General features: G+C 35.7%; 25 protein-coding genes. 17 read left to right on the top strand and 8 right to left on the bottom strand.

All coding sequences use genetic code 11. The features are described 5' to 3' along the window. Nucleotides 1–153: 153 nt before the first annotated feature. The 5 genes from CDZ89_RS14625 (at nt 154) to CDZ89_RS14605 (ending at nt 6,528) form a co-directional block, all read left to right on the top strand. Nucleotides 154–1,446: a sugar ABC transporter substrate-binding protein gene (locus CDZ89_RS14625; RefSeq protein WP_096155177.1), complete on the top strand. Its 1,293-nt coding sequence runs from the start codon at nt 154–156 to the stop codon at nt 1,444–1,446. Nucleotides 1,447–1,527: 81 nt separating this feature from the next. Then, a complete protein-coding gene (locus tag CDZ89_RS14620) occupies nt 1,528–2,811 on the top strand; it encodes a carbohydrate ABC transporter permease (RefSeq protein ID WP_096155176.1) in 1,284 nt (427 codons plus the stop codon). After that, nucleotides 2,811–3,653: a sugar ABC transporter permease gene (locus tag CDZ89_RS14615; protein WP_096155175.1), complete on the top strand. Its 843-nt coding sequence runs from the start codon at nt 2,811–2,813 to the stop codon at nt 3,651–3,653. Before CDZ89_RS14620 ends, CDZ89_RS14615 begins: the two co-directional genes overlap by 1 nt. A gap of 55 nt (nt 3,654–3,708) precedes the next feature. Further along, on the top strand, nt 3,709–5,250 hold the full coding sequence (locus tag CDZ89_RS14610) for an alpha-amylase family glycosyl hydrolase (RefSeq protein WP_100333892.1): 1,542 nt from the start codon (nt 3,709–3,711) through the stop codon (nt 5,248–5,250). A gap of 231 nt (nt 5,251–5,481) precedes the next feature. Continuing rightward, entirely contained in the window at nt 5,482–6,528 is a 1,047-nt protein-coding gene (locus CDZ89_RS14605; protein ID WP_100333891.1) for a LacI family DNA-binding transcriptional regulator, read from the top strand. Between the two features lie 726 nt (nt 6,529–7,254). On the opposite strand, the gene CDZ89_RS14600 is transcribed toward CDZ89_RS14605, so the two are convergent. Next, nucleotides 7,255–8,124, bottom strand: a complete 870-nt coding sequence (locus tag CDZ89_RS14600; RefSeq protein ID WP_100333890.1) for an SDR family oxidoreductase — start codon at nt 8,122–8,124, stop codon at nt 7,255–7,257. 118 nt (nt 8,125–8,242) lie between these two features. Here CDZ89_RS14600 and CDZ89_RS14595 point away from each other — a divergent pair, with 118 nt between their 5' ends. Both CDZ89_RS14595 and CDZ89_RS14590 read left to right on the top strand, forming a co-directional pair. Continuing rightward, nucleotides 8,243–8,752, top strand: a complete 510-nt coding sequence (locus CDZ89_RS14595) for a GNAT family N-acetyltransferase (protein WP_227521514.1) — start codon at nt 8,243–8,245, stop codon at nt 8,750–8,752. A gap of 34 nt (nt 8,753–8,786) precedes the next feature. Further along, nucleotides 8,787–9,623 (top strand): nucleotidyltransferase domain-containing protein, encoded by an 837-nt coding sequence (locus CDZ89_RS14590; RefSeq protein WP_096155171.1) that lies wholly within the window; start codon nt 8,787–8,789, stop codon nt 9,621–9,623. Between the two features lie 46 nt (nt 9,624–9,669). Here the strand turns inward: CDZ89_RS14590 and CDZ89_RS14585 are convergent, their stop codons facing one another. Further along, complete coding sequence (locus tag CDZ89_RS14585; protein ID WP_096155170.1) at nt 9,670–10,161, bottom strand: YajQ family cyclic di-GMP-binding protein; 492 nt, start codon at nt 10,159–10,161, stop codon at nt 9,670–9,672. 164 nt (nt 10,162–10,325) lie between these two features. Here CDZ89_RS14585 and CDZ89_RS14580 point away from each other — a divergent pair, with 164 nt between their 5' ends. Beyond that, nucleotides 10,326–11,183 carry a CvfB family protein gene (locus CDZ89_RS14580; RefSeq protein ID WP_096155169.1) on the top strand — a complete coding sequence of 286 codons (858 nt, stop codon included), beginning with the start codon at nt 10,326–10,328 and terminating at the stop codon, nt 11,181–11,183. 27 nt (nt 11,184–11,210) lie between these two features. On the opposite strand, the gene CDZ89_RS14575 is transcribed toward CDZ89_RS14580, so the two are convergent. Further along, on the bottom strand, nt 11,211–11,342 hold the full coding sequence (locus CDZ89_RS14575; RefSeq protein ID WP_096155168.1) for a DUF3941 domain-containing protein: 132 nt from the start codon (nt 11,340–11,342) through the stop codon (nt 11,211–11,213). A gap of 60 nt (nt 11,343–11,402) precedes the next feature. After that, nucleotides 11,403–12,260 carry a DegV family protein gene (locus tag CDZ89_RS14570; protein WP_096155167.1) on the bottom strand — a complete coding sequence of 286 codons (858 nt, stop codon included), beginning with the start codon at nt 12,258–12,260 and terminating at the stop codon, nt 11,403–11,405. Nucleotides 12,261–12,458: 198 nt separating this feature from the next. Between CDZ89_RS14570 and CDZ89_RS14565 the strand changes: the two genes are divergently transcribed. Together CDZ89_RS14565 and CDZ89_RS14560 are read left to right on the top strand one after the other, a co-directional pair. Beyond that, a complete protein-coding gene (locus CDZ89_RS14565; protein WP_096155166.1) occupies nt 12,459–13,301 on the top strand; it encodes a YitT family protein in 843 nt (280 codons plus the stop codon). 50 nt (nt 13,302–13,351) lie between these two features. After that, the gene (locus CDZ89_RS14560) at nt 13,352–14,176 is read left to right on the top strand and encodes a BsuPI-related putative proteinase inhibitor (RefSeq protein WP_100333889.1); all 825 of its coding nucleotides are present in this window, start codon (nt 13,352–13,354) and stop codon (nt 14,174–14,176) included. Nucleotides 14,177–14,457: 281 nt separating this feature from the next. Here CDZ89_RS14560 and CDZ89_RS14555 read toward each other — a convergent pair whose 3' ends face one another. The 3 genes from CDZ89_RS14555 to CDZ89_RS14550 form a co-directional block, all read right to left on the bottom strand. Further along, nucleotides 14,458–14,670 (bottom strand): DUF3813 domain-containing protein, encoded by a 213-nt coding sequence (locus tag CDZ89_RS14555; protein ID WP_096155164.1) that lies wholly within the window; start codon nt 14,668–14,670, stop codon nt 14,458–14,460. Between the two features lies 1 nt (nt 14,671). After that, on the bottom strand, nt 14,672–14,824 hold the full coding sequence (locus CDZ89_RS20005; protein ID WP_176483750.1) for a hypothetical protein: 153 nt from the start codon (nt 14,822–14,824) through the stop codon (nt 14,672–14,674). Nucleotides 14,825–14,984: 160 nt separating this feature from the next. Continuing rightward, nucleotides 14,985–15,791 (bottom strand): Cof-type HAD-IIB family hydrolase, encoded by an 807-nt coding sequence (locus tag CDZ89_RS14550; RefSeq protein WP_100333888.1) that lies wholly within the window; start codon nt 15,789–15,791, stop codon nt 14,985–14,987. Between the two features lie 122 nt (nt 15,792–15,913). Between CDZ89_RS14550 and CDZ89_RS14545 the strand changes: the two genes are divergently transcribed. The 6 genes from CDZ89_RS14545 to clpB all read left to right on the top strand — a co-directional run bounded on the left by CDZ89_RS14545 (nt 15,914) and on the right by clpB (nt 21,020). Further along, complete coding sequence (locus tag CDZ89_RS14545) at nt 15,914–16,657, top strand: alpha/beta fold hydrolase (protein ID WP_096155162.1); 744 nt, start codon at nt 15,914–15,916, stop codon at nt 16,655–16,657. After that, nucleotides 16,644–16,985: a metal-sulfur cluster assembly factor gene (locus CDZ89_RS14540; RefSeq protein WP_227521513.1), complete on the top strand. Its 342-nt coding sequence runs from the start codon at nt 16,644–16,646 to the stop codon at nt 16,983–16,985. The genes CDZ89_RS14545 and CDZ89_RS14540 overlap by 14 nt, the downstream gene beginning before the upstream one ends. A 20-nt stretch (nt 16,986–17,005) precedes the next feature. Further along, nucleotides 17,006–17,344 (top strand): transcriptional regulator, encoded by a 339-nt coding sequence (locus CDZ89_RS14535; protein WP_096155161.1) that lies wholly within the window; start codon nt 17,006–17,008, stop codon nt 17,342–17,344. A 277-nt stretch (nt 17,345–17,621) separates the two neighbouring features. Next, nucleotides 17,622–18,002, top strand: coding sequence for a hypothetical protein (locus CDZ89_RS14525; RefSeq protein WP_096155159.1), 381 nt, complete (start codon nt 17,622–17,624; stop codon nt 18,000–18,002). Nucleotides 18,003–18,116: 114 nt separating this feature from the next. Continuing rightward, nucleotides 18,117–18,296 (top strand): YjzC family protein, encoded by a 180-nt coding sequence (locus tag CDZ89_RS14520; RefSeq protein ID WP_096155158.1) that lies wholly within the window; start codon nt 18,117–18,119, stop codon nt 18,294–18,296. A 132-nt stretch (nt 18,297–18,428) separates the two neighbouring features. Then, nucleotides 18,429–21,020 (top strand): ATP-dependent chaperone ClpB, encoded by a 2,592-nt coding sequence (clpB, locus tag CDZ89_RS14515; RefSeq protein WP_100333887.1) that lies wholly within the window; start codon nt 18,429–18,431, stop codon nt 21,018–21,020. A gap of 289 nt (nt 21,021–21,309) precedes the next feature. Here clpB and CDZ89_RS14510 read toward each other — a convergent pair whose 3' ends face one another. Then, nucleotides 21,310–21,492 (bottom strand): YjzD family protein, encoded by a 183-nt coding sequence (locus CDZ89_RS14510; protein ID WP_096155156.1) that lies wholly within the window; start codon nt 21,490–21,492, stop codon nt 21,310–21,312. Nucleotides 21,493–21,633: 141 nt separating this feature from the next. Between CDZ89_RS14510 and CDZ89_RS19745 the strand changes: the two genes are divergently transcribed. Further along, on the top strand, nt 21,634–21,774 hold the full coding sequence (locus tag CDZ89_RS19745) for a hypothetical protein (RefSeq protein ID WP_157842747.1): 141 nt from the start codon (nt 21,634–21,636) through the stop codon (nt 21,772–21,774). Nucleotides 21,775–21,911 lie beyond the last annotated feature (137 nt).

The raw sequence follows: 21,911 nt of genomic DNA, 5'->3' as shown, positions 1-21,911 counted from the left end.
GGCGAATACCTGTATAATAAAGATTGTAGGTTGTGCAATCGTTTTCACTAGTATTCATAAAAAATGTAAGCGTTTTTCGAATTCGCTTTCATGAAAATGCAAACGGTTGTGCAAGATAAAAAAGATACTTTTTATAAGACGGAGGGGTCAAGAATGAAAAAGTTCCTAGCAATTATGATGATTGCCGTTTTAACACTTGGTGTTCTTGCTGCTTGTGGTCCACAACGTGATACTGCAAACAACAATAACACTCCTGGTGGCGGCGACGACGACACAGATGTAACTGAAGGTGTAGAAAAACCAGCTAGTTTATCCATTTGGGTAAATGATGCTGAAGCACAAAAAGAAGGATTAGACAAAATCTTTGCTGCTTATACTGAAGAAACTGGAATTGAAGTGAAAGTAACTCCAATTTCAATGTTAGAGCAAACAGATGCATTAGCATTAGACGGTCCAGCTGGTACTGGTCCAGATATTTTCTTCCAACCACATGACCGTATCGGTGATATCGTTATTCGTGGATTAGCAGATCCTATCGATTTAGGTTCTGACGTATCTCTTTACAGCGAAACTGCTATTAACGCAGTAACGTATGATGGAGAAGTATACGGTGTACCACAAGTAGTGGAAACTTATGGTTTATTCTATAACAAAGACTTAGTATCTGAAGAAGAAGTATCTACTATGGAAGGTTTACTAAAAGTAGCTGCAGATCAAACAGATATGAACGCTGACAAATACGGATTCTTAATGGAAGCAACAAACTTCTATTTCGTATATCCTTTCTTCGCTGGATTTGGCGGATATGTATTCAATAACGATGGTTCTGGTTTCGACGCTTCTGACGTTGGTTTAGCAAACGGCGGTGCTGTTGAAGGTGGTAATTTAATTCAATCTTGGTTCCAAGATGGTTACATTCCACGTGAAATTAACGGTGACATCATGAACGGATTCTTCCAAGACGGAAACGTTGCTGCAGTAATCACTGGTCCTTGGAATATTCCAGCATACCGTGATGCTTTAGGTGACAAATTAGGAACTGCTATTTTACCTAAGTTAGACAACGGTGACGTTCCTTCATCATTCGTTGGAGTTAAAACTTGGATGTTAAGTTCTTACTCTAAAAATCCTGAGTGGGCTACAGACTTAATGAAGTTCATGACTAACTTCGAAAACTCAATGACTTACTACGAGTACGCAGGTGAAATGCCAGCTAACCAAAAAGCATTAGAAGATGAGAAAATCTCTGGAGATGCTATCATTGGTGCTTTCGCTGAGCAAATTCAATACGGCCAACCAATGCCTAACATTCCTCAAATGTCCCAAGTTTGGGAGCCAATGGGTAATGCACTTCAATTTATCGCTGGTGGCGATGATGTAGAAGAAGTATTAGGTGAAGCTGTTGAAGATATCGAAGAGCGTATTCAAGCTAGCGGTGCTAACTAATAGCTTAAACTAATTAGAGTGGATAGAACGGGCAGCATGCTCTGTCTATCCACCTTTATTTCTTTATTAGGAGGATCAGCTATGTCTGAACAAAAAATGCGGGTACATAATCCGAAATTAGCAATGATCCTTTCCATTCTTTTTGCAGGATTAGGGCAACTATATAACCGCAGATATGTGAAAGGTATTGCATTTATCATTATTCAAGCCTCTTTTTTAATCACATTTTTTGATTTTTTAAATGTAGGCTATTGGGGACTTATTACACTAGGAGAAATACCAAGAGTTGACCACTCCATCTTTTTACTTATACAAGGACTAGTTTCCGTTGTTATTACAGTTTTTGCTGTAACCCTGTTCTATTTAAACATTGTTGACGCAAAAAACAATGCCATTGATATTAAGCTCGGTAAACCAAAACCGACTATGCGTCAATCACTGAAAGCATTTTATGACAATGGATTCCCATATTTCATGGTAATTCCAGGGCTTGTTATGTTAATTTTTATCGTAGTATTACCATTAATGTTTATGATTGCATTAGCATTTACTGACTATAACTTATATAACTCTCCACCACGTAACCTTTTAAGCTGGGTAGGTTTTGAGAACTTTGTAAATCTGGTATCGATTCCACTTTGGAGAAGAACGTTCATGAGCGTTTTTGCGTGGACGATTGTATGGACAGTTGTAGCAACAACGTTACAAATCGCGTTAGGGTTATTTTTAGCATTAATCGTTAACGACCCTCGTATAAAGTTCAAACGTTTCATTAGAACAATCTTAATCTTACCTTGGGCTGTGCCAGCGTTCGTTACAATCTTAATTTTCGCTGCAATGTTTAACGACCGTTTTGGTGCTATTAACCGAGAAGTATTAAGTACAGTTGGTTTATGGTTCCCATGGTTAACAGACCCATTCTATTCAAAAATAGCCATTATTATGATTCAAACTTGGTTAGGATTCCCATTCGTATTCGCACTATTTACAGGTATCCTACAAAGTATATCAAAAGACTGGTACGAAGCAGCGGATGTAGACGGAGGTTCCCGTTTCCAAAAATTCCGTTTCATTACTTTACCACACATACTTTATGCAACAGCACCGTTGTTAATCATGCAGTACGCTGGTAACTTCAATAACTTTAATATTATTTACTTATTCAACCAAGGGGGACCTGCTGTTCGTCAACAAAACGCAGGTGGTACCGATATCTTAATCTCTTGGGTTTATAAAATGACGTTCGAGACGCACAACTACAACATGGCAGCAGCAATTTCGATTATTCTAGGACTAATAGTCGCTGGATTTGCTTTCTTCCAATTCCGACGTACTCGTTCGTTTAAAGAGGAGGGCAATATTTAATGGACAGAAAACTTAAATCGAATATCGAAGTTTCGTTAATTTATTTATTCATCGGTTTTATGTTTATCATTATTGCATATCCTCTTCTTTGGACAATTGGATTATCATTAAATCCGGGACAAAGTTTATTTACAGCAAAAATGATCCCAGAAAACTGGTCTTTCGTACATTACAAATGGCTATTTACAGATCCTCAAAGTGATTATTTACTTTGGTACAAAAATAGTATTTATGTAGCAGTTGCAAACTCTGTATTTTCTGTAATTGTTACGGCATTCGTTGCTTATGCATTTTCTAGATACCGCTTTAAAGGAAGAACGTACGGACTATACGCGTTTTTACTTTTACAGATGTTCCCTGTACTAATGGGGATGGTAGCTTTATACATTCTTTTATTTATGGTTGGTTTAATCGATACTTTAGCAGGATTAACGTTAATCTATATTGGTGGACAAATACCGTTTAATGCATGGCTTGTTAAAGGTTACTTCGATACAATTCCAAAAGAATTAGACGAAGCAGCAAAAATGGATGGTGCCGGACACTTTGGTGTATTCTTTAAAATCATGCTTCCGTTAGCGAAGCCGATTTTAGCCGTAGTTGCCCTTTTCAACTTTATGGCGCCATTTACCGACTTCTTATTACCTCGAATTATTTTAAGAAGTCCTGAGAACTTTACATTAGCACTAGGGTTATTTAACTTCGTAAATGATCAGTTTGCAAATAACTTTACACGCTTTGCAGCTGGGTCGATTCTAATAGCAATTCCGATTGCATTAGTATTCTTATTCTTACAACGTTATTTAATTGCTGGATTAACTGCTGGTGGAACAAAAGGATAATAGTATATAATAGAATCGTTTGTTACTAATAACGGTTTAAAGGAGGGAAGCGGAATTGAAGAAACGAGTTTTAGGGCTCATTCTCGTTCCGTTTCTTCTTTTTTCAGCATTTTTTCCTGAGAGATTTGTAAATGCAGAAAAAGAAGAACACGCATGGCAAGATGAGATTATTTATTTTATTATGATTGACCGCTTTAACAATGGAGACATATCTAATGATCTTGATGTAGATCGAAATGATCCCAAGGCATATCAAGGTGGAGATTTCAGAGGAATTATTCAAAAGTTAGATTACATTGAGTCCATGGGATTTTCTGCAATTTGGTTAACGCCAATTGTGAAAAATGAACCAGGTGGCTACCATGGGTATTGGGCAGAAGACTTTTATGAAACAGAAGAGCACTTCGGTACGTTAGAAGAATTCAAAGAACTAGTAGAAGAAGCGCATAAACGTGATATAAAAGTAATCGTTGATATTGTGGTGAACCATACTGGATATCAACATCCGTGGCTTAATGACCAAGATAAAGAAGATTGGTTTAACCCTGATAAACGTATATTAAACTGGGATAACCAAGAACAAGTAGAAAGTGGCTGGATTTTTGGTTTACCTGACTTGAATCAAGATAATCCAGAAGTACGTGACTATTTAATAGACATGGCAAAATGGTGGATCGAAGAAACAAATATTGATGGTTACAGATTAGATACGGTTAAACACGTACCAAAATGGTTTTGGCAGGAGTTTTCTGAAGAGATGAAGTCTGTGAAAGAAGATTTCTTCTTAATTGGGGAAGTTTGGCATGACAATCCAGCAGTAATTGCTGCTTACGAAGATACTGGAATTGATTCGTTTGTTGATTTTCCTTTGTATAACATGCTTTCCCGTGTATTTGCTGCTCCAGATCGCCCTTTAGGAAGTTTACAAGCTATCTGGGACAATAATAACACTCACTTCACGAATCCACACGTTTTAGGAACTTTTATCGATAACCATGATGTGGAAAGATTTACTCGCCAAGCATTAAAAAATAATGAGCACCCAGTTTCTCGAGTTAAGCTAGCTCTTTCTTATCTATATACAGCACCTGGTATTCCAATTGTTTATTATGGTACAGAAATTGCTCTAGATGGTGGGGAAGACCCTGACAATAGAAGAGATATGAACTTTCGTGCAGACAAAGAGATTATTGAATATATTGGAAGGCTAGCTGAAATTAGAAAATCAAAACCATCTTTAACTCATGGATCATTTGAAATGATTTTTGAACAAGACGGTATGGCTTTAATTAAGCGTGAATATGAAGGAGAAACAACTATCGTTGCCTTAAATAACACTTCTGGAACCGTTACTGCTTCCATACCACTCGACGTAGTAGGAGAAGGCATGCAGTTAAGAGGTTATTTGCTCGATGAGTTAGTGCGTGAAACAGCTGGAGAATATCGAATTACGTTAGATAGAGAAACGGCTGAAATCTTTAGTGTTAAGGAAGATACTGGTTTAAATGTACCGTTCTTAACTGCGATGGGATTAATTTATGGTGGCTTTGTAGCATTTATCTTTTTTATGATTCGTAGAAAAAGAAAAGCAAGCTAACTTTGATGTAAGTGGACTTAGTTCACTTACATCATCACATGGTGCTTTTTTTAGGTAATGGCTTGTTTTTTGTCCAAATCTGTAAGCGGATTCAAAATTACCAACATCCTATAGGAATGTTACATTCCATTGAGTAAATAATATTTATATCAGTATTATTTGTTCATCAGGATTTACTTATGTTTGAATAGAAAAAATAAATCATTGGAACAGTGAAGGGGGAGAGGTGCAATGAGCGTAACAATTAAAGATGTAGCGAAAGCTGCTAATGTTGCACCTTCTACTGTTTCTCGTGTCATCGCAAATAATCCACGAATAAGTGAAAAAACAAAAAAGCGAGTACGAGAAGCAATGGAAGAATTGGGGTATCACCCAAACTTTATCGCAAGAAGTTTAGCTAATCAATCGACGAAGGTAATCGGCCTAGTTATGCCGGCTTCTGCAGATAAAACATTACAAAATCCATTCTTCCCAGAAGTCCTTAGGGGAATAAGTACAGCAGCCCATGATAAACAATACGCACTTCAAATGTCTACTGGGGTATCAGAAGAAGAAATTTTAGAAGGTGTTATTCAAATGGTGCAAGGACGTAGGGTAGATGGCATCATCATGCTTTATTCTCGAGTAGAAGATAAGGTAATTAAATATCTGCAAAATAGTAAATTTCCTTTCGTCGTTATAGGTAAACCTTTTACGCAAGTAGAAGAAATTACCCATGTAGACAATGACAACTTCCGTGGAGCAAAAGAGGCAACAGAGCATCTTATCAAACTTGGACATGATCGTATTGCTTTTGTTGGTGGTAGTTTAAATTTAGTCGTAACCATTGATCGTTTGTTAGGTTATGAAAAAGCGTTAAGAAATGCAGGTATTCCGCATCGTGATGATTATGTTATTCACGAAGAATTTTTAAAAGAAGGCGGGCAAGAAGCGACTTCAGAACTTCTGTCCTTAGAGCAACCACCTACCGCCTTAGTAGTTGCTGATGATCTTATGGCACTTGGAATATTAAACAAATTGCATGATCTAAATATTTCTGTGCCTGAACAATTATCCATTGTGAGCTTTAATAATGTGTTGTTAGCAGAAGTTGCGCGACCACCGTTGACATCCGTCGATATTAATATCTTCCAGCTTGGTTTCCAAGCAACGAAAACACTAATTCAAAAAATGGAAGATCCAACTGAACCGACTAAACGTATTATCATTCCACACAAAATGGTCGTACGACAAACATGTCAGCAATATAAAACAGTATCAACTATGATAGAAAGCTAGTCTAATAGGGACTGGCTTTTTTGTATTGGTTAAAAATGAAATAATGATTCTGGGACAAAATTGATGAATTAACTTCCTCTCACGTTCATATTAACCATAGAAAAATTTAAAAGTGAACATGAAGAGGTCTTTCACAATCATTTTTGGCAATTAAAAACGCAAAAATGACAATGGGGAGGTATCCCGTAATCATTTTCGGCAATTAAAAACACAAAAATGACGATGGAGTGGTATCCCACAATCATTTTCGGCAAAGAAAAATCCGAAAATGATGATGGAGAGGTATCCCGCAATCATTTTCGGCAATTAAAAACGTAAAAATGACGATGGAGAGGTGTCTCACAATCATTTTCGGCAATTAAAAACGCAAAAATGACGATGACGATGGGGAGGTATCCCGCAATCATTTTTGGCAAAGAAAAATCCGAAAATGATGATGGAGAGGTGTCTCACAATCATTTTCGGCAATTAAAAACGCAAAAATGACGATGGGGCGGTATCCCGCAATCATTTTTGGCAAAGAAAAATCCGAAAATGATGATGAAGAGGTGTCTCACAATCATTTTCGGCAATTAAAAACGCAAAAATGACGATGGGGCGGTATCCCGCAATCATTTTTGACAAAAAAACCCCGAAATTGATGATGGAGAAGTGTCTCACAATCATTTTCGTTGTCCCGTCTGTAGTTTTATCCCACCCTTGGTACTAATACTAAATAATTAAATATTACCCATTTACTACTTTCCCACCATTGATATGTATCATTTGTCCAGTCATATAAGATGCATCATCACTTGCTAAGAATACATAACTTGGGGCAACTTCTTCTGGTTGACCAGGTCGTTGCATCGGAGTATTGGCACCAAACTCCGCTACTTTATCTGCTGAAAAAGTAGACGGAATCAATGGTGTCCAAATTGGCCCCGGTGCAACACCGTTAACTCGAATACCTTGGCCAACTAGCTGTAACGCTAACGAGCGAGTAAACGTAACGATGGCACCTTTTGTTGCTGAATAATCAAGTAATGTTTCATTCCCAGCATAAGCTGTCACAGATGCGGTATTAATAATGGAGCTACCAGCACCTAAGAATGGCAATGCTGCTTTTGTTAAATAAAAAAAGGAAAATACATTTGTTCGGAACGTTTTCTCTAACTGACTACTGCTAATATATTCAATACTATTTTGTGGATGTTGTTCTGCAGCATTATTAACTAAAATATCAAGCTTAGAGAATGTTTGAATCGTCTCATCGATTATTTGTTTACAAAAAGATTCGTCTCCTATATCACCTGCCATCAATAGGCATTTACCGCCTTGTACCTCTACTAATCTCTTTGTTTCCTCAGCATCACTATGCTCGTCCAAATAAACAATGACAACATCTGCACCTTCTTTTGCATACAAAATAGAAACAGATCGTCCAATTCCACTATCTCCACCTGTAATGATAGCTACTTTTCCATCAAGTTTACCGCTTCCTTTATAACTACTATCATCCGACACTGGCTTCGGTGTCATTTCAGATTCAATTCCTGGTTGCCTATTTTGATGTTGTGGCGGTAACGTTTTTTTATTTTCAGATTGATTACTCATTACACTAGCACCTCCAAATTTCTATCATATTATTGGAAAAAAGAGTATAATTTATTCTAATTATTAATAAACTCTTACCCGTTTGAATACTCGTTAAACTTTTAAGAAGGTGGAGACTATGAGTAAAATAGATATTAGAACAATAAAAGTAGAAGATGCTCCAAGACTATTGCATCATATGAAAATTGTTTTATCAGAGGGGAAAAACTTGCTGATATCACCAAAAGAATTCCACATGACTACAGTAGATGAAGAAATCTGGATAAAGAGTAATATAGAGAAAAATAACTTTACCATTGTTGCTGAAAAAGATGGTGAAATTGTTGGTTTGTTAAACGCAAACAGAGGGACAAAGGTGAGAGTAGAACATTTATGCTCATTTGGAATTAGTATTCAAGAGAAATATTGCAATCAAGGTATTGGATCAAAAATGATAACTAGATTACTAGAATGGGCCAAACAAGATGAGAAAATCGAAAAAGTCTATTTAGAAGTTTTTGCAGAAAATGAAAGAGCCATTCACGTCTACGAAAAATTTGGCTTCAAAAAAGAAGGCATAAAAGAGAAACATATTAAATTTGAAGATGGCTCATATGCCGATGAATACTTAATGGGACAATTCATTTAGAACAGAAAAATAAGATAGGAGAGGATGACCATGTGTGGGATTATTAACTAAATTTAATGAAAGAGATAAAAAACTACCAACCGAAAGAAAGAAATTAATGGATGCAATTGAAACGGATGTAAAAAACGATCCAAATATCATAGCAGCATTTTATGGAGGCTCCATTGCAAAAGGAAATGAGGATAATTATTCGGATATTGATCTACGAATAATTGTTAAGGAACATAAATTTGAACACTACAAATTGAACAAAAAAGAGCGTGCAAAAAAATGGGGAGATGTACTTTTTTATGAAGATTTTTCATGGGCATCGTACAGTATTTCACATTATAATAATTTCATAAAAGTAGATACCTTTTATTATAAGGAAAAAGATTTACATGCCTCTCTCTATTTAAAGGAAATGAATGTAATACATGATCCGAGTGGCCTATTAAAAAATGTACTAAAAGACTCTAAGTCTTTACGTTTTCCATATTCACAAGAGGAACTTGATGTGTGGAGAGGAAAGGTGTTTGCTTATCTTCATGAGACGTATAGAAGAGTTAGGAGAAAAGAGTATAATTATGCTTTTTCCATGCTAGAAAGTCTACGATTTTCCGTAGTTACCGGTTGGTATACGGAGATAGAAATTCCTGCAAATAATTTTGGTGATTGGTCAAAAGTAGAGGGAGAAAGAAGTCCGCTTACAGAAGAACAATTAGCACTTCTAGCTAGTTGGGATAATCCAGATCGAAATGAAAGAGATATTTTAAATGTGGCCAAAGCTATATTTAAAGAGTTCAAGGTCGTTCATAAAAATTTGTGTAAAAAGTACAATTTAAACGAAGAAGAAGAAATCATTATAGAAGTTGAAAAATTAGTTTTCTAAATGAAACAAGCTTGACGGTATTTAATACCTTCAAGCTAGTGAATTATTATCGATAATTCGTAAACTGTAACTCGATATCTAGACTTGCTTCACGTAGAGCAGCGATGACAGATTGTAAGTCATCTCTGTTTTTGCCAGTAACACGAATTTGGTCATCTTGAATTTGTGTCTTAACTTTCAAGCCAGAGTTCTTAATAATTGTATTGACCTTTTTTGCGTTTTCTTTATCAATACCTTGAACGAGATTTGCACGTTGGCGAACTGTTCCGCCTGAAGCATTTTCTAACTTTCCATACTGAATGTTTTTAATCGCTACGCCACGTTTAATTAATTTGCTAATTAAAACATCTTTTAATTGCTCCATTTTATAATCATCATCAGAGACTAATACTAATTCTTCTTTTTCCAACTTAATGTCACTTTTGGAACCTTTAAAGTCGTAGCGGTTTTTAACTTCTTTTAAAGCGATGCTTATTGCGTTTGTAACTTCAGGTAAATCAACTTCAGAAACGATATCAAATGAACATTCCTTAGCCATTTAAATTCCTCCTATTAAAAACTAACGTAATATTAATTTTTATTTATGTACACATTAAATTATAGTAAAATAAAGCAGTTTGGACAACTAAAGTAAAACTTGATATATTTTAAATCAAAACTTATGGTACGATAGAGTGAATGAATAAAAAGGATGATGTAAACATGTTACAAGTTGGAACAGTAGTAAACTTATCTGTAGATCGTGAAACGCCGTTAGGGTATATGTTATCTGATGGCTATTTAGAAGATGCTGTTTTTCTTCACCGTAATGAAGTAGAAGGGGAAATAAGCATGGATGATACTGTAGATGTGTTTTTGTATACAGATCAAAAAGGTAGATTATCAGCAAGCATGGCAATTCCAAAGGGCTTAGATGAGCATGAATGGATGGAAGTAGTAGATGTAGTGCCGGACTTAGGGGTTTTTATTAACATCGGTATTTCTAAAGACGCATTAATTCCTGCCGATGATCTTCCTGTATTTGAATCCATTTGGCCACAAGTAGGGGACCATTTACTATGTCGTTTGAAAACAGACCGCCGTGGGATGTTAATTGGAAAATTAGCTACACATGACGTAATGTTAGACCGTTCCGTAAAAGCTCCAAGTACCCTTTTGAACAATAACATTCAAGGAGCGGTGTATCGTTTACTTAAAGTAGGTAGTTACATCGTAACAAACGAAGGATATGTTGGTTTTATCCACAACTCAGAACGCAAAGAAGAGCCACGATTAGGTTCCGTAGTAGAAGGAAGAGTTATTGACGTGAAGGAAGATGGGACGGTTAACGTATCTTTACTTCCTAGAAAACAAGAAGCAATGACAGATGATTCAGAAATGATTATGACTTATTTACAATCGAGAAACGGCGCGATGCCATACAGTGATAAAAGTGCACCAGAAGATATTACAGAGCGATTTAATATGAGTAAAGCAGCCTTCAAACGTGCTCTCGGGAAGCTAATGAAAGATGGAAAGATTACACAGAGTGAAGGGTGGACGTACGAAAAAAAGGAGTAGGCTAATGCCTGCTCCTTTTTCCATCCATTATAGGTGATCTGTCTTTTTGGAATATTGTCTTTCACCTTTTTGACGGTTTTTTTCGCGCTCCATGTTTTTCTCATGGCGTTTCGCGTTATTGTCTTTTGCTTTTTTATCGTTATCACTTGTATGAGGCATGCACTATTCTCCTTTCCAAAATGGGTAAGTATAAGAATAGCATGTCCAATACAGAAAAGTTTATTTCACTTCATTTAAGAAGAAAAGAGCTATTGTTCCAGGGCCAGAATGAGCGCCTATTGCAGATCCGATAGAATAAATATAAATATTATGATTGCCAGTTTCTTGTTGAATCAATTCTTTTAGTGCATGTGCGGTTTCTTCATCATCACCGTGACTAATAGCGATAACTTGTGTGTCTAAAGAAGTACCCCGTTCCTTCATTAATTCAACCATTCGGCGTAAAACCTTTTTGCGACCTCGTATTTTTTCAATTGGGATAAGTTTTCCTTCTTCCATATGTAGTAAAGGTTTAATGTTTAACAGACCACCTACAAATGCAGAAGCACGACTAACTCGACCACCTCTAGCTAAATAATCCAAATTGTCCACAGTGAAAATATGTTCCATATGTGTACAAGTATGTTGAATTTCCTCTAAAAGTTGTTCTTTTGTTGCTCCAGATTTAGCACTTTCAATAGCTTTTTTTACAATTAATCCTAAGCCAAGAGAAGCTGACTTGGAGTCGATAATTGTAAGATCTAAGTTGGGGAATTCCTCTAAAACATCATTACGCATTAACATGGCTGTTTGATATGTACCTGATAGCTCTGAAGAAAAAGCAACGTAAATAGCTGTTTCATTATTATGGGCAATTTCTGTGAAAACACGTTTAAAGTGTTCCGGAGATGCTTGGGAAGTTTTTACTACTTCTCCTTCTTTCATTGCATCAAAAATTTGTTTGGAGTCAATGGTCACCATATCATCATACTCATCATTTTTGAACAATACTTTTAATGGAATTAACTCCACATCATTTTCTTCTAAATAACTTTTAGGTAAGTCACAAGCACTATCTGCTAAAATTCTTATTGTCATCTAATCACCTCTTTATTATACTTACATTCATGTGTTTTCATACTTTATCTTTACTCTACCTTTTAATACGTAAAAATGAAACCTTTTCTTTAATGTAATGGTTAATACATATTAGATGCAAGAAAAAAATGTTAGGATGATTAAAATAAAGGGAAAAACATAAACTAACAATGTTTGGAAAATTGGGGGTTACACAATATGGTTGTTCAGCAAACAAAAAAAGTTATTATCGTAATCATTGGTGCATTCCTTAATGCTATTGCAATGAATTTCTTCCTAATTCCTGCTGATGTATATGCAAGTGGCTTTACAGGAGTTGCTCAGTTGGCGTTTCGAATCTCAGAAGACTATTTACCTTTTACCGTATCAACTGGTTTAACATTACTCGTACTTAATATTCCTGTAACTATTTTAGCTTGGAAAAAAGTCGGAAGATCTTTTACTGTGTACAGTTTTTTAAGTGTATTTTTAATGTCACTATTTTTAGAAATTGTTCCTATTTATAAATTTAATGATGATATATTATTAAATGCTGTATTTGGAGGAGTAATAGCTGCGGTTGGAGTAGGATTAACATTGAAGTGGGGAGCATCCACTGGTGGACTTGATATTATTGCGATGATACTTTCACGAATGAAGGACAAGCCAGTAGGAATATACTTCTTCGCACTAAATTCAGTCATTATTTTAACAGCAGGTTTAATATTTGGTTGGGAAAAAGCTTTATACACCCTTGTAGCTTTATATGCTTCAACAAGGGTTATCGATGCCATACATACGCGTCACGAAAAACTAACAGCTATGATTATTACCAAAAAAGGTCAGGATCTTAAAGATGCCATTCACGAAAAAATGGTCCGCGGTATTACATCTGTCCCTGCAAAAGGTGCATACTCTGGAGAAGAAAAAGAAATGTTAATGATCGTAGTAACGAGATACGAACTTTATGACTTAGAACGTATCATTAAAGATGTAGATGAAAATGCCTTTACAAATATTGTTCAAACAACTGGGATTTTTGGATTTTTCCGAAGAGATTAGAGCATGTTGTGTATTGTGGAATATACTAATGAAAAGGGGTAGGTGATAAAGTGAAAAAATTATTAGCTTGCTTAATATTAATTCTTTCTGTAGGTTGCGTTCAACAGGTAACAAATAATAATAACAACAACGTTCCAAAACCAGATGAAGAAACTCCAGTAGCGGAAGTACCAGCTGAAGTAATTGATTTAAATAAAATAGAGATGGATTTTATAGCATTAGCAGGTTCTAATGAAGTTCAATTTGTTTTAGGACTAACAAACAAAAATGAAGCAGAAGCTGAATTGTACTTTTCTACAGGACAAAAATATGAAATTGTCGTTACAAAAGGCGGTAATGAAGTTTACAGATACACAAATGACCGTATGTTTACGGAGGCATTAGAACAACTAACATTACCTTCTAGAGAAAGACTAGAATGGGAAGAAAGTTGGAATTATACAATAGATGGCGAAAGGTTGCCAGAAGGTGAATATGAGGCACGAGCGTTTTTTGTTCCTTATCAAATAAGTAATATGGAAGTTAACGATCAATTATTTAGTATGACAACTAATTTTGTTGTACCAGCAGAAAATAAAGCCTATCGCAATGTAACGGTAGAAGGCGAAAACGGCCGATACATCGTTCGTGGTGAAGGTAGAGTATTTGAAGCTACAGCTTCTTATTTTGTAGAAGATGGTCAAAATTATTTAGTAGAAGAAACTTTCTTTACATTAAAGGAAGGGGCTCCAAGTTGGTCGGAATTTGAGCTAGAAATAAACATCGATCAAGATAAACTTCCTGAGCATGGTACAGTAACTCTAGTGCTTTTTGAAAGAAGTGCAAAAGACGGCTCCATTGTAAATGAATATTATGTGACGCTAGAAAGGTTTTAGTTAAAGAAGTGGTGTAACAAAAGAAATAAAAAGTCTAAACATAAATGAAAGTGCCGGTGTGTGGCCGACTCCTCGAAAATGCATCCGCATTTCCTTCGTGCGATGCATCGCTCCCGTAGCCTTCCTTGTCCTGCGGTAGAGGGCAGGCTGGTGAGACCCCACAGAGCCCTTGGGCTCGAGGAGGCTCACCGCCTCCCCCGCGGAAAGCGGTCACACCACCGGCACTTTTTTTAGGAACGAATAAAGGGTGCCTAGAAATACTTTCTAGACACCCCTTCTTTTTACTCTTTATTATTATGCATCGATTGCTCTAACTGATCTTGAAACTCACGAAGCTGGCGTTGTTCAGCTTCTGTTGAGTTTGCATAAGCGGAGGATAGTGCATTTTTGGCAACTTCTACATCCTGTTGTTCATATGACGATTGGTGTTCACTTTTATGTTGAATAACGTTCATAACAGCCTCTTTTGCGGATTGGAATAAACGATTGCCCATATTATATTCCTCCTAAAGAGTTTTGCTCTGCTTGCTTTGCTTTACGTTGTTCCGACTGTTCAAGTGTCATATGATATGGGAACTGTTGGTCATGAAGTTGAACCGCATTTTTCCCATGTTGTACAAAACGTTTTGATTTGTTGCTTCTACCCATTGCAATTCCCCCTTTTAAGAATCAGAATAGCAAATTGAACGATTCAGGACGATATCTTCGCCCATTTATAGTGTGGGACAATCTGCATAATATATGAAGGGGAATTGTTACCTTTTATAAGGACAAAAAAGCACCTGTAATATAAAGTTGCTTTTGGACCTTATTGCTTTAAATAGTTTTCTAAAAATACTGCTATGCCGTCTTCTTCATTAGTTAGTGTTACTTCGTTTGCTTTTTCTTTTAATTCTTCAATTGCATTGCCCATCGCTACACCAGTGCCAGCATACTCAATCATTTCAAAATCATTATCTTCGTCACCAAAAGCGATAATATTTTGTTGCGGAATGTTGTAGTGTTTTGCAATTCTTTCAAGACCTACTGCTTTACTTAGTCCTGTACGTACAATTTCAATAATGTGCCATGGAGCAGCCCATCTTCTATGATCGATTACCTCCGCATGCACTTCAGATAAATAGTGACGTATTTTATCTACTTCATCTTCACTTGCATGAATTAATATACATGTAGGATCTTTCTTTAAAATACTTCTTAAATCCCCTGTTTCCATTTTTGGATTCCCAAAACTGAATATATCTAACAACTTTTCATCATGAAAATGAAAATAAACATCATCCATTACTTCTGCTAAAATGTTATGAATTTGATATTTTTCACTAATCTTTACAATTTCTTTAACCGTTTCTAAATCAAGAGGTTCATGGAATACTCCCCAATCATCGTTTCCAGGGAAATGAACAAACGCACCATTAAAATTAACAATTGGTGTAGTTAAGCCAATTTCTTCATAATACATAATACTTGCTCGATAAGGTCGTCCTGTTGCAATTACAACTTCGTGTCCTTGTTCCATCGCTTTTCGTAACGCTTGTTTGTTTCTTCTAGAGATTTTTTTATCGTCTGTAAGTAATGTTCCGTCTAAATCTATAGCAATTAAATGTTTTTCCATATGTACTCCTTTATACAAAAAAATAATGTCTTATTTTAAGTGTAACCTTTTTTCAAAATAATTGTCTACATGTTACACTTGTTCTATGGAAAGATATAGAAATTGTTTGGGGGAGAAAGATAATGATAATTGTAAACAAGCAGTTTGTCGGTGAAATTCCCTTGTTAGAAGTTTATAACGAGTCGATTGCAGAACAAAAAGCGCCGACAATCTTTTTTATTCATGGCATTACAAGTATGAAAGAAATGAACTTATCTTATGCCTATTTATTAGCGGAAAAAGGTTTTCGAATCTTTTTACCAGATTGTACTTATCACGGAGAAAGAACGAATAGGAAAAATGAAGCGGAATTAGGTCCTGTTTTTTGGAAAATAGTGATACAAACTATTCATGAATTAGATTTTTTACGAAAACATTTTCTACATCAGGGAAAAATAGACGAAGACAGAATTGGAGTCGTTGGTACTTCCATGGGTGGATTTATTACCCTTGGTGCACTAACGCAATTTGAATGGATCAAAACAGCAGTTAGCCTAATGGGTTGTCCTGATTATAAATCATTTGCCCAAATGAAATTAAGTGCGCTACCTGAAAATACTTTCTCTGAAGAAGAAATTAGAACAGCATTAGAACAAATTGTTCCATATGATTTAAGTAAACAACCAGATAAATTACAAAACCGTCCATTATTTTGTTGGCATGGAAAATGTGATAAGGAAGTTCCATCAAACTATATAGAAGAGTTTTATGAAGCGCTAAAGGACTCTAGCTCTCATTTCGAATTAGTTATTGACGAAAAAGCAGAACACAAAGTATCTAAACATGGCATGTACAAAACAGTTAGTTGGTTTAATGAATACTTATGAAGGGAAGATGAACATGGGACAAGAAGACTTAAAAGTAAAAATTATGGAAGCACTAGAAGAAGTGGAAGATCCGGAATTACGCGTTGATATTGTCAACTTAGGACTCGTTTACGGAGTAGAAATAGAAGAAGGGATAGTAGTAGTAACAATGACATTAACGTCTATTGGTTGCCCTCTTGCAGGCACAATTGTGGAACATGTTAAAAAAGCGTTAATTAACATTGATGGTGTCAAGGGTGTAGATGTGAATATTACATTTAATCCACCATGGAGCAGAGATAAAATGTCTAGGTTAGCGAAAATTGCTTTAAATGTTGCGGATTATTAAGCAGAAGGGAATTGGTTTTAATGGAAAATAAAATTATATTAGTAAGCTCTAATCAGTTAGGAAAAGGTGAAGAAGCACTTGGGGAATCTGTATTAGAGACATTTTTCACTTTATTAAAACAACGTGAAAGTTTACCACATGCAATATTCCTAATGAACACTGGTGTACTCACAGCTACAGAACAATCACTAACATCTGTTCATTTAGGAGAATTAGAAAACAGTGGCGTACACGTTTATGCATGTCGTACATGTGTAGAACATTATGAAGTTGCCGACAAACTAACAGTCGGAAAAATAAAAGGCATGGATCTATTCGTTGAACTAGCCACTAAACATGAAGTATTAACTATTTCTTAAAAGTAAAGCTTTGTTAAGGATTAATGTTGATATTTAACTACTTATTAGCTGTTGATTTTCGTGCAAGGAGGAGACTCCTGCGGGAGAAGCGGGGAGCGGGAGACCCCGCATGCGCGAATGCGACGAGGAGGATCCCGGCCCGCCCGCGGAAACCGAAGCCTTGCACGGAAATCAACAGCGGTCTTGGAAACAGCTAAAAGAAAAAATAAACAACATTTAAGACATTCACCCATTCCCATTTCCATGAATAAGATACGAAAGAAAGGGAGGGGTATGAATGTATTACCAAAATCACCAAGATTTTTACAACCGTAATCACCAAAATACTAACCATATGTATGAACTTTGTGCGAACCACTTAAAGGATTACGTAATGGTGCAAACACAAGATGGAAATCAATTTGATGGAATTATTGTAGATGTAGCCGAAGATAATGCTACCTTTGCAGTACCAATGGATGAAACAGACCAAATGAGCGAACAAATGCCGCAAGGGGATATGCATAATCAAATGATGAGAATACCATTTGGTTACCCTGGCTACGGATATTCAGGCTACGGTGGCTATCCAGGTTATTTTTATCCAAGAAGAAGATTTCGTCCTCTCGTCTTACCATTAGCAGCAATTACTGCTATTTCATTACTTCCATATTTCTAAAGAGATTTTCCCTTCAATATATTTTAGAGCGTTGGGTAAAATAAATATGAATTCCATATTACATGTGCACCGAAACATGTAAAATGGAGTGCTCTATATTAGGAGGGAAAATGAATGGGACAAAACCAACAATTTCGACCTGGCCAAAAAGCACCGAATAACGGTACTTACTTAGAAATCGGTGAAACAGGAAGTATGGTCAAAAATCCTAAAAGAGTAAATTTAAAAGCTGGAGACTCTTTCCCAGAAACATCTAACCATAACCGTGTCTGGGCAAGAAAACGCAGGCCTTAATGAAATAATAAGTTGCAAGAAAGAAACTTTTCATGCAAATCAAACCATCCTTCTTGTAAGGATGGTTTTTTCTTCTGTATAATAGTGTAAAAAGGTCAATAATGGTCAAACTATAATAGGAGGCTGTTAATTATGGATATAAATATTCTTACTTCACACTTACAGCAAACATTACAACAAGCACAAACGATAGCTGTGGAGAAAAAACATACAGAATTAGATATAGAGCATGTTATTTTTACATTACTAAACCAACAAGAAGGGATTGCTAAGAGAATTTTTGAAGTGGCGAATATTACAATACATTCTCTTCTGTCTGAACTACAAGAAAAATTAAACCAAAAAGCCACTTTCCAAGGAGAAAGAAATAGCCAAATCTATGCGTCACATTCATTAGTTCACTTTTTTCAAAAAGCAGATGAACTAAGAAAAAGCTGGCAGGATGATTTTATTTCAACGGAACATGTAGTTTTTCAATTTGTAAAACAAATAAACAATAATCGTAATTGGCAAACACCTATTTCGTTAGAAAAAATCGAAGAAGCTATTAGGAAGATAAGGGGGAACCAGAAAGTGGATAGTCAGCATGCTGAAGAAACATTTGAAGTGTTAAAAAAATATGGTAGAGATTTAATTGAAGATGTAAAGTCAGGAAAAGTGGATCCTGTAATTGGACGTGATCAGGAAATTAGAAGAGTGATTCGAATTTTATCACGAAAAACGAAAAATAACCCTGTCCTAATTGGAGAGCCAGGTGTTGGTAAAACAGCTATAGTAGAAGGACTAGCTCAAAGAATCGTAAGAAAAGATGTACCAGAAGGCTTGCAAAATAAAACTATCTTTTCCCTTGATTTGAGTTCATTAGTAGCAGGAGCAAAATTCAGAGGTGAGTTTGAAGAAAGATTAAAGGCTGTCTTAAATGAAGTAAAGAAAAGTGATGGACAAATCATTCTTTTTATTGATGAACTACATACAATCGTTGGAGCTGGTAAAACAGAAGGAGCGATGGATGCAGGAAATATGTTAAAACCAATGCTCGCTCGTGGTGAACTACATTGCATAGGGGCAACAACCTTAAATGAACATCGACAATACATTGAAAAAGATCCAGCATTAGAGAGAAGGTTTCAACAAGTAATGGTTCAAGAACCTACAGTAGAAGATACTATTTCTATCTTAAGAGGGTTAAAGGAAAGATTTGAAATACACCATGGAGTAAATATACAAGACAGAGCAATCGTAACGGCAGCTACTTTATCTGACCGATATATTTCAGAACGTTTTCTTCCTGATAAAGCAATTGATATAATTGACGAAGCTTGTGCAATGATTCGCACAGAAATTGATTCTATGCCTACCGAATTAGACGAAGTGACTAGAAGAATCATGCAACTAGAAATAGAAGAAGCGGCATTAAGTAAAGAAAAAGATAAAGATAGTGAAGAAAGGCGACTACAAATTAGAAAAGAATTAGAAAAATTAAATGAAAAAGCAGCAACTATGCGTGCGCAATGGGAAGTTGAAAAAAGCTCTATTCAAGGAATTAGACACAAACGTGAACAACTAGAAAAACTTAAGCGTGAGTTAGAAGAAGCAGAAAGTAAGTATGATCTAAATAAAGCAGCAGAAATTCGCCATGGAAAAATACCAATACTGGAAAATGAAATTAAAAACCTAGAACAAGCATCTAAAGAAAAAGAAGGAAGTAAATTACTAAGAGAAGAAGTAACAGAAGAAGAAATAGCTAGTATTGTTGCCAAATGGACAGGTATCCCAGTTACAAAATTAGTGGAAGGGGAACGAGAAAAGCTACTTAATCTTGAGACTATTTTACAAAAAAGAGTAGTTGGTCAAGACGAAGCAGTTCAACTTGTTTCTGACGCTGTTATAAGGGCAAGAGCAGGTATTAAAGACCCGAATCGACCTATTGGCTCCTTTATTTTCCTTGGGCCAACTGGAGTAGGGAAGACAGAATTAGCTAAAGCACTAGCACAATCGCTTTTTGATAGTGAAGAACAAATTATTCGAATTGATATGTCAGAGTATATGGAAAAACATGCGGTATCCCGTTTGATTGGTGCACCTCCTGGGTATGTAGGATATGAAGAAGGTGGGCAATTAACAGAGGCGATAAGAAGGAAACCATATTCAGTCGTGTTGTTAGATGAAATAGAAAAAGCACATTCAGAAGTATTTAATATATTATTACAAATGCTAGATGATGGAAGAATTACGGATTCACAAGGTAGAACAATTGATGTAAAAAACACAGTAATTATTATGACATCTAATATTGGCTCACAATTTATGCTTAATAATCAAAATGAAGAAAACAAAAGTGAAATTTCAGCGGAAGTAAAAGAACTTGTCATGAAACAATTAAGATCACACTTCCGTCCTGAGTTCTTAAATCGTATCGACGAAACTATCCTGTTCGCTCCATTGGATAAAAATGAAATTCGTTCTATATTAGATAAATTAATCAATGAATTGCAAAAGCGCCTACAAGATAGAAGAATGACAGTTACGCTAACAGATGAAGCAAAAGATTATTTAGCAGAAGTAGGTTATGAACCACAATATGGAGCTAGACCCCTAAGAAGATTTGTCCAAAAACATATTGAAACATTACTTGCAAAAGAAATAATCAAAGGAACGATAAAAGAAGAGGAAGAAATTGTAATTGATTTTAAAGAAGGAAAATTGTATTTAGTATCAAAGTAATAAAAGACAGACTGTGTTAAGGATTATATTGATTTTTTTTTATACTAGTTTAGCAGTTGATTTCCGCGCAAGTCGGAGGCTCCTCGAAAATGCTATCGAATTTCCTTCGTGCGATGCATCGCTCCCGTAGCCTTGCTTGTCCTGCGGGAGTAAATCCCACAGGCGAAGACGAGTAGGCTCCAGCCACTCCGAAAAGTGATGGCTTGCGCGGGAATCAAATGCAGTTCTTGTAAAGCCAAATAAAAAAGAACTTGTCTACATCAGTCAAGTTCTTTCTTGTAAAAAAATATTAATGTTTTTCAACTGGTTCGTTCGGAAGAACCGCACCGATTAATGAAATAACTAGTGTAAACACTACAGCTACACCACTTGCAATTACATAATTATATGTATCACCTTGCATACTTGCAATAACATAAGAAATCATGTTTACAAGTAATAAAGACCATACTAAAGTCCAAAAGAAACGCATATTAGTATATCCTCCTATCATAAAGAACTACATTCTTCGGATATTTTACCACAAAGTACGCATATAATAAACGTAAAAATGTATTCGTTTTCTTTAGTAATTTTTTCTGTAACCATATTTTTGAAAATAGGAGGATATACTTTGGCAAATCAAGATAAGTTAAAAGAGCTGAAATTATTGTTAGAACAAAAAGAAACAAACTTAACGGAACTAGGAAAAGAAACATTACAACGCTTAAATGAAGAGCTAACTAATGTCCATGACGAAGAAGGTGCTTGCTAAAATCGCCTTCTTTTATTTTTTACTTTAGGTAGATTTACCATTAAAATGAAATAACAAATAATATGAAATAACACGAATGTGAACTTTAGCACAAATTATTGAACAATATGGAAAAATCCTTCAAAAGCCTTTAACAG

Source organism: Bacillus alkalisoli, assembly GCF_002797415.1.
GTDB lineage: Bacteria > Bacillota > Bacilli > Bacillales > Bacillaceae_I > Bacillus_CD > Bacillus_CD alkalisoli.
Note: the sequence above shows the minus strand (reverse complement) of the source record. Positions and strands in the feature narration are given on the sequence as shown.

Excerpts from the sequence above, each read along its gene's own strand:
- CDZ89_RS14625 (WP_096155177.1), top strand. The coding sequence starts at position 154 with ATGAAAAAGTTCCTAGCAATTATGATGATTGCCGTTTTAACACTTGGT.
- CDZ89_RS14620 (WP_096155176.1), top strand. The coding sequence starts at position 1,528 with ATGTCTGAACAAAAAATGCGGGTACATAATCCGAAATTAGCAATGATC.
- CDZ89_RS14615 (WP_096155175.1), top strand. The coding sequence starts at position 2,811 with ATGGACAGAAAACTTAAATCGAATATCGAAGTTTCGTTAATTTATTTA.
- CDZ89_RS14605 (WP_100333891.1), top strand. The coding sequence starts at position 5,482 with ATGAGCGTAACAATTAAAGATGTAGCGAAAGCTGCTAATGTTGCACCT.
- CDZ89_RS14600 (WP_100333890.1), bottom strand. The coding sequence starts at position 8,124 with ATGAGTAATCAATCTGAAAATAAAAAAACGTTACCGCCACAACATCAA.
- CDZ89_RS14595 (WP_227521514.1), top strand. The coding sequence starts at position 8,243 with ATGAGTAAAATAGATATTAGAACAATAAAAGTAGAAGATGCTCCAAGA.
- CDZ89_RS14585 (WP_096155170.1), bottom strand. The coding sequence starts at position 10,161 with ATGGCTAAGGAATGTTCATTTGATATCGTTTCTGAAGTTGATTTACCT.
- CDZ89_RS14580 (WP_096155169.1), top strand. The coding sequence starts at position 10,326 with ATGTTACAAGTTGGAACAGTAGTAAACTTATCTGTAGATCGTGAAACG.
- CDZ89_RS14575 (WP_096155168.1), bottom strand. The coding sequence starts at position 11,342 with ATGCCTCATACAAGTGATAACGATAAAAAAGCAAAAGACAATAACGCG.
- CDZ89_RS14570 (WP_096155167.1), bottom strand. The coding sequence starts at position 12,260 with ATGACAATAAGAATTTTAGCAGATAGTGCTTGTGACTTACCTAAAAGT.
- CDZ89_RS14565 (WP_096155166.1), top strand. The coding sequence starts at position 12,459 with ATGGTTGTTCAGCAAACAAAAAAAGTTATTATCGTAATCATTGGTGCA.
- CDZ89_RS14555 (WP_096155164.1), bottom strand. The coding sequence starts at position 14,670 with ATGGGCAATCGTTTATTCCAATCCGCAAAAGAGGCTGTTATGAACGTT.
- CDZ89_RS20005 (WP_176483750.1), bottom strand. The coding sequence starts at position 14,824 with ATGGGTAGAAGCAACAAATCAAAACGTTTTGTACAACATGGGAAAAAT.
- CDZ89_RS14550 (WP_100333888.1), bottom strand. The coding sequence starts at position 15,791 with ATGGAAAAACATTTAATTGCTATAGATTTAGACGGAACATTACTTACA.
- CDZ89_RS14545 (WP_096155162.1), top strand. The coding sequence starts at position 15,914 with ATGATAATTGTAAACAAGCAGTTTGTCGGTGAAATTCCCTTGTTAGAA.
- CDZ89_RS14540 (WP_227521513.1), top strand. The coding sequence starts at position 16,644 with ATGAATACTTATGAAGGGAAGATGAACATGGGACAAGAAGACTTAAAA.
- CDZ89_RS14535 (WP_096155161.1), top strand. The coding sequence starts at position 17,006 with ATGGAAAATAAAATTATATTAGTAAGCTCTAATCAGTTAGGAAAAGGT.
- CDZ89_RS14525 (WP_096155159.1), top strand. The coding sequence starts at position 17,622 with ATGTATTACCAAAATCACCAAGATTTTTACAACCGTAATCACCAAAAT.
- CDZ89_RS14520 (WP_096155158.1), top strand. The coding sequence starts at position 18,117 with ATGGGACAAAACCAACAATTTCGACCTGGCCAAAAAGCACCGAATAAC.
- clpB (WP_100333887.1), top strand. The coding sequence starts at position 18,429 with ATGGATATAAATATTCTTACTTCACACTTACAGCAAACATTACAACAA.
- CDZ89_RS14510 (WP_096155156.1), bottom strand. The coding sequence starts at position 21,492 with ATGCGTTTCTTTTGGACTTTAGTATGGTCTTTATTACTTGTAAACATG.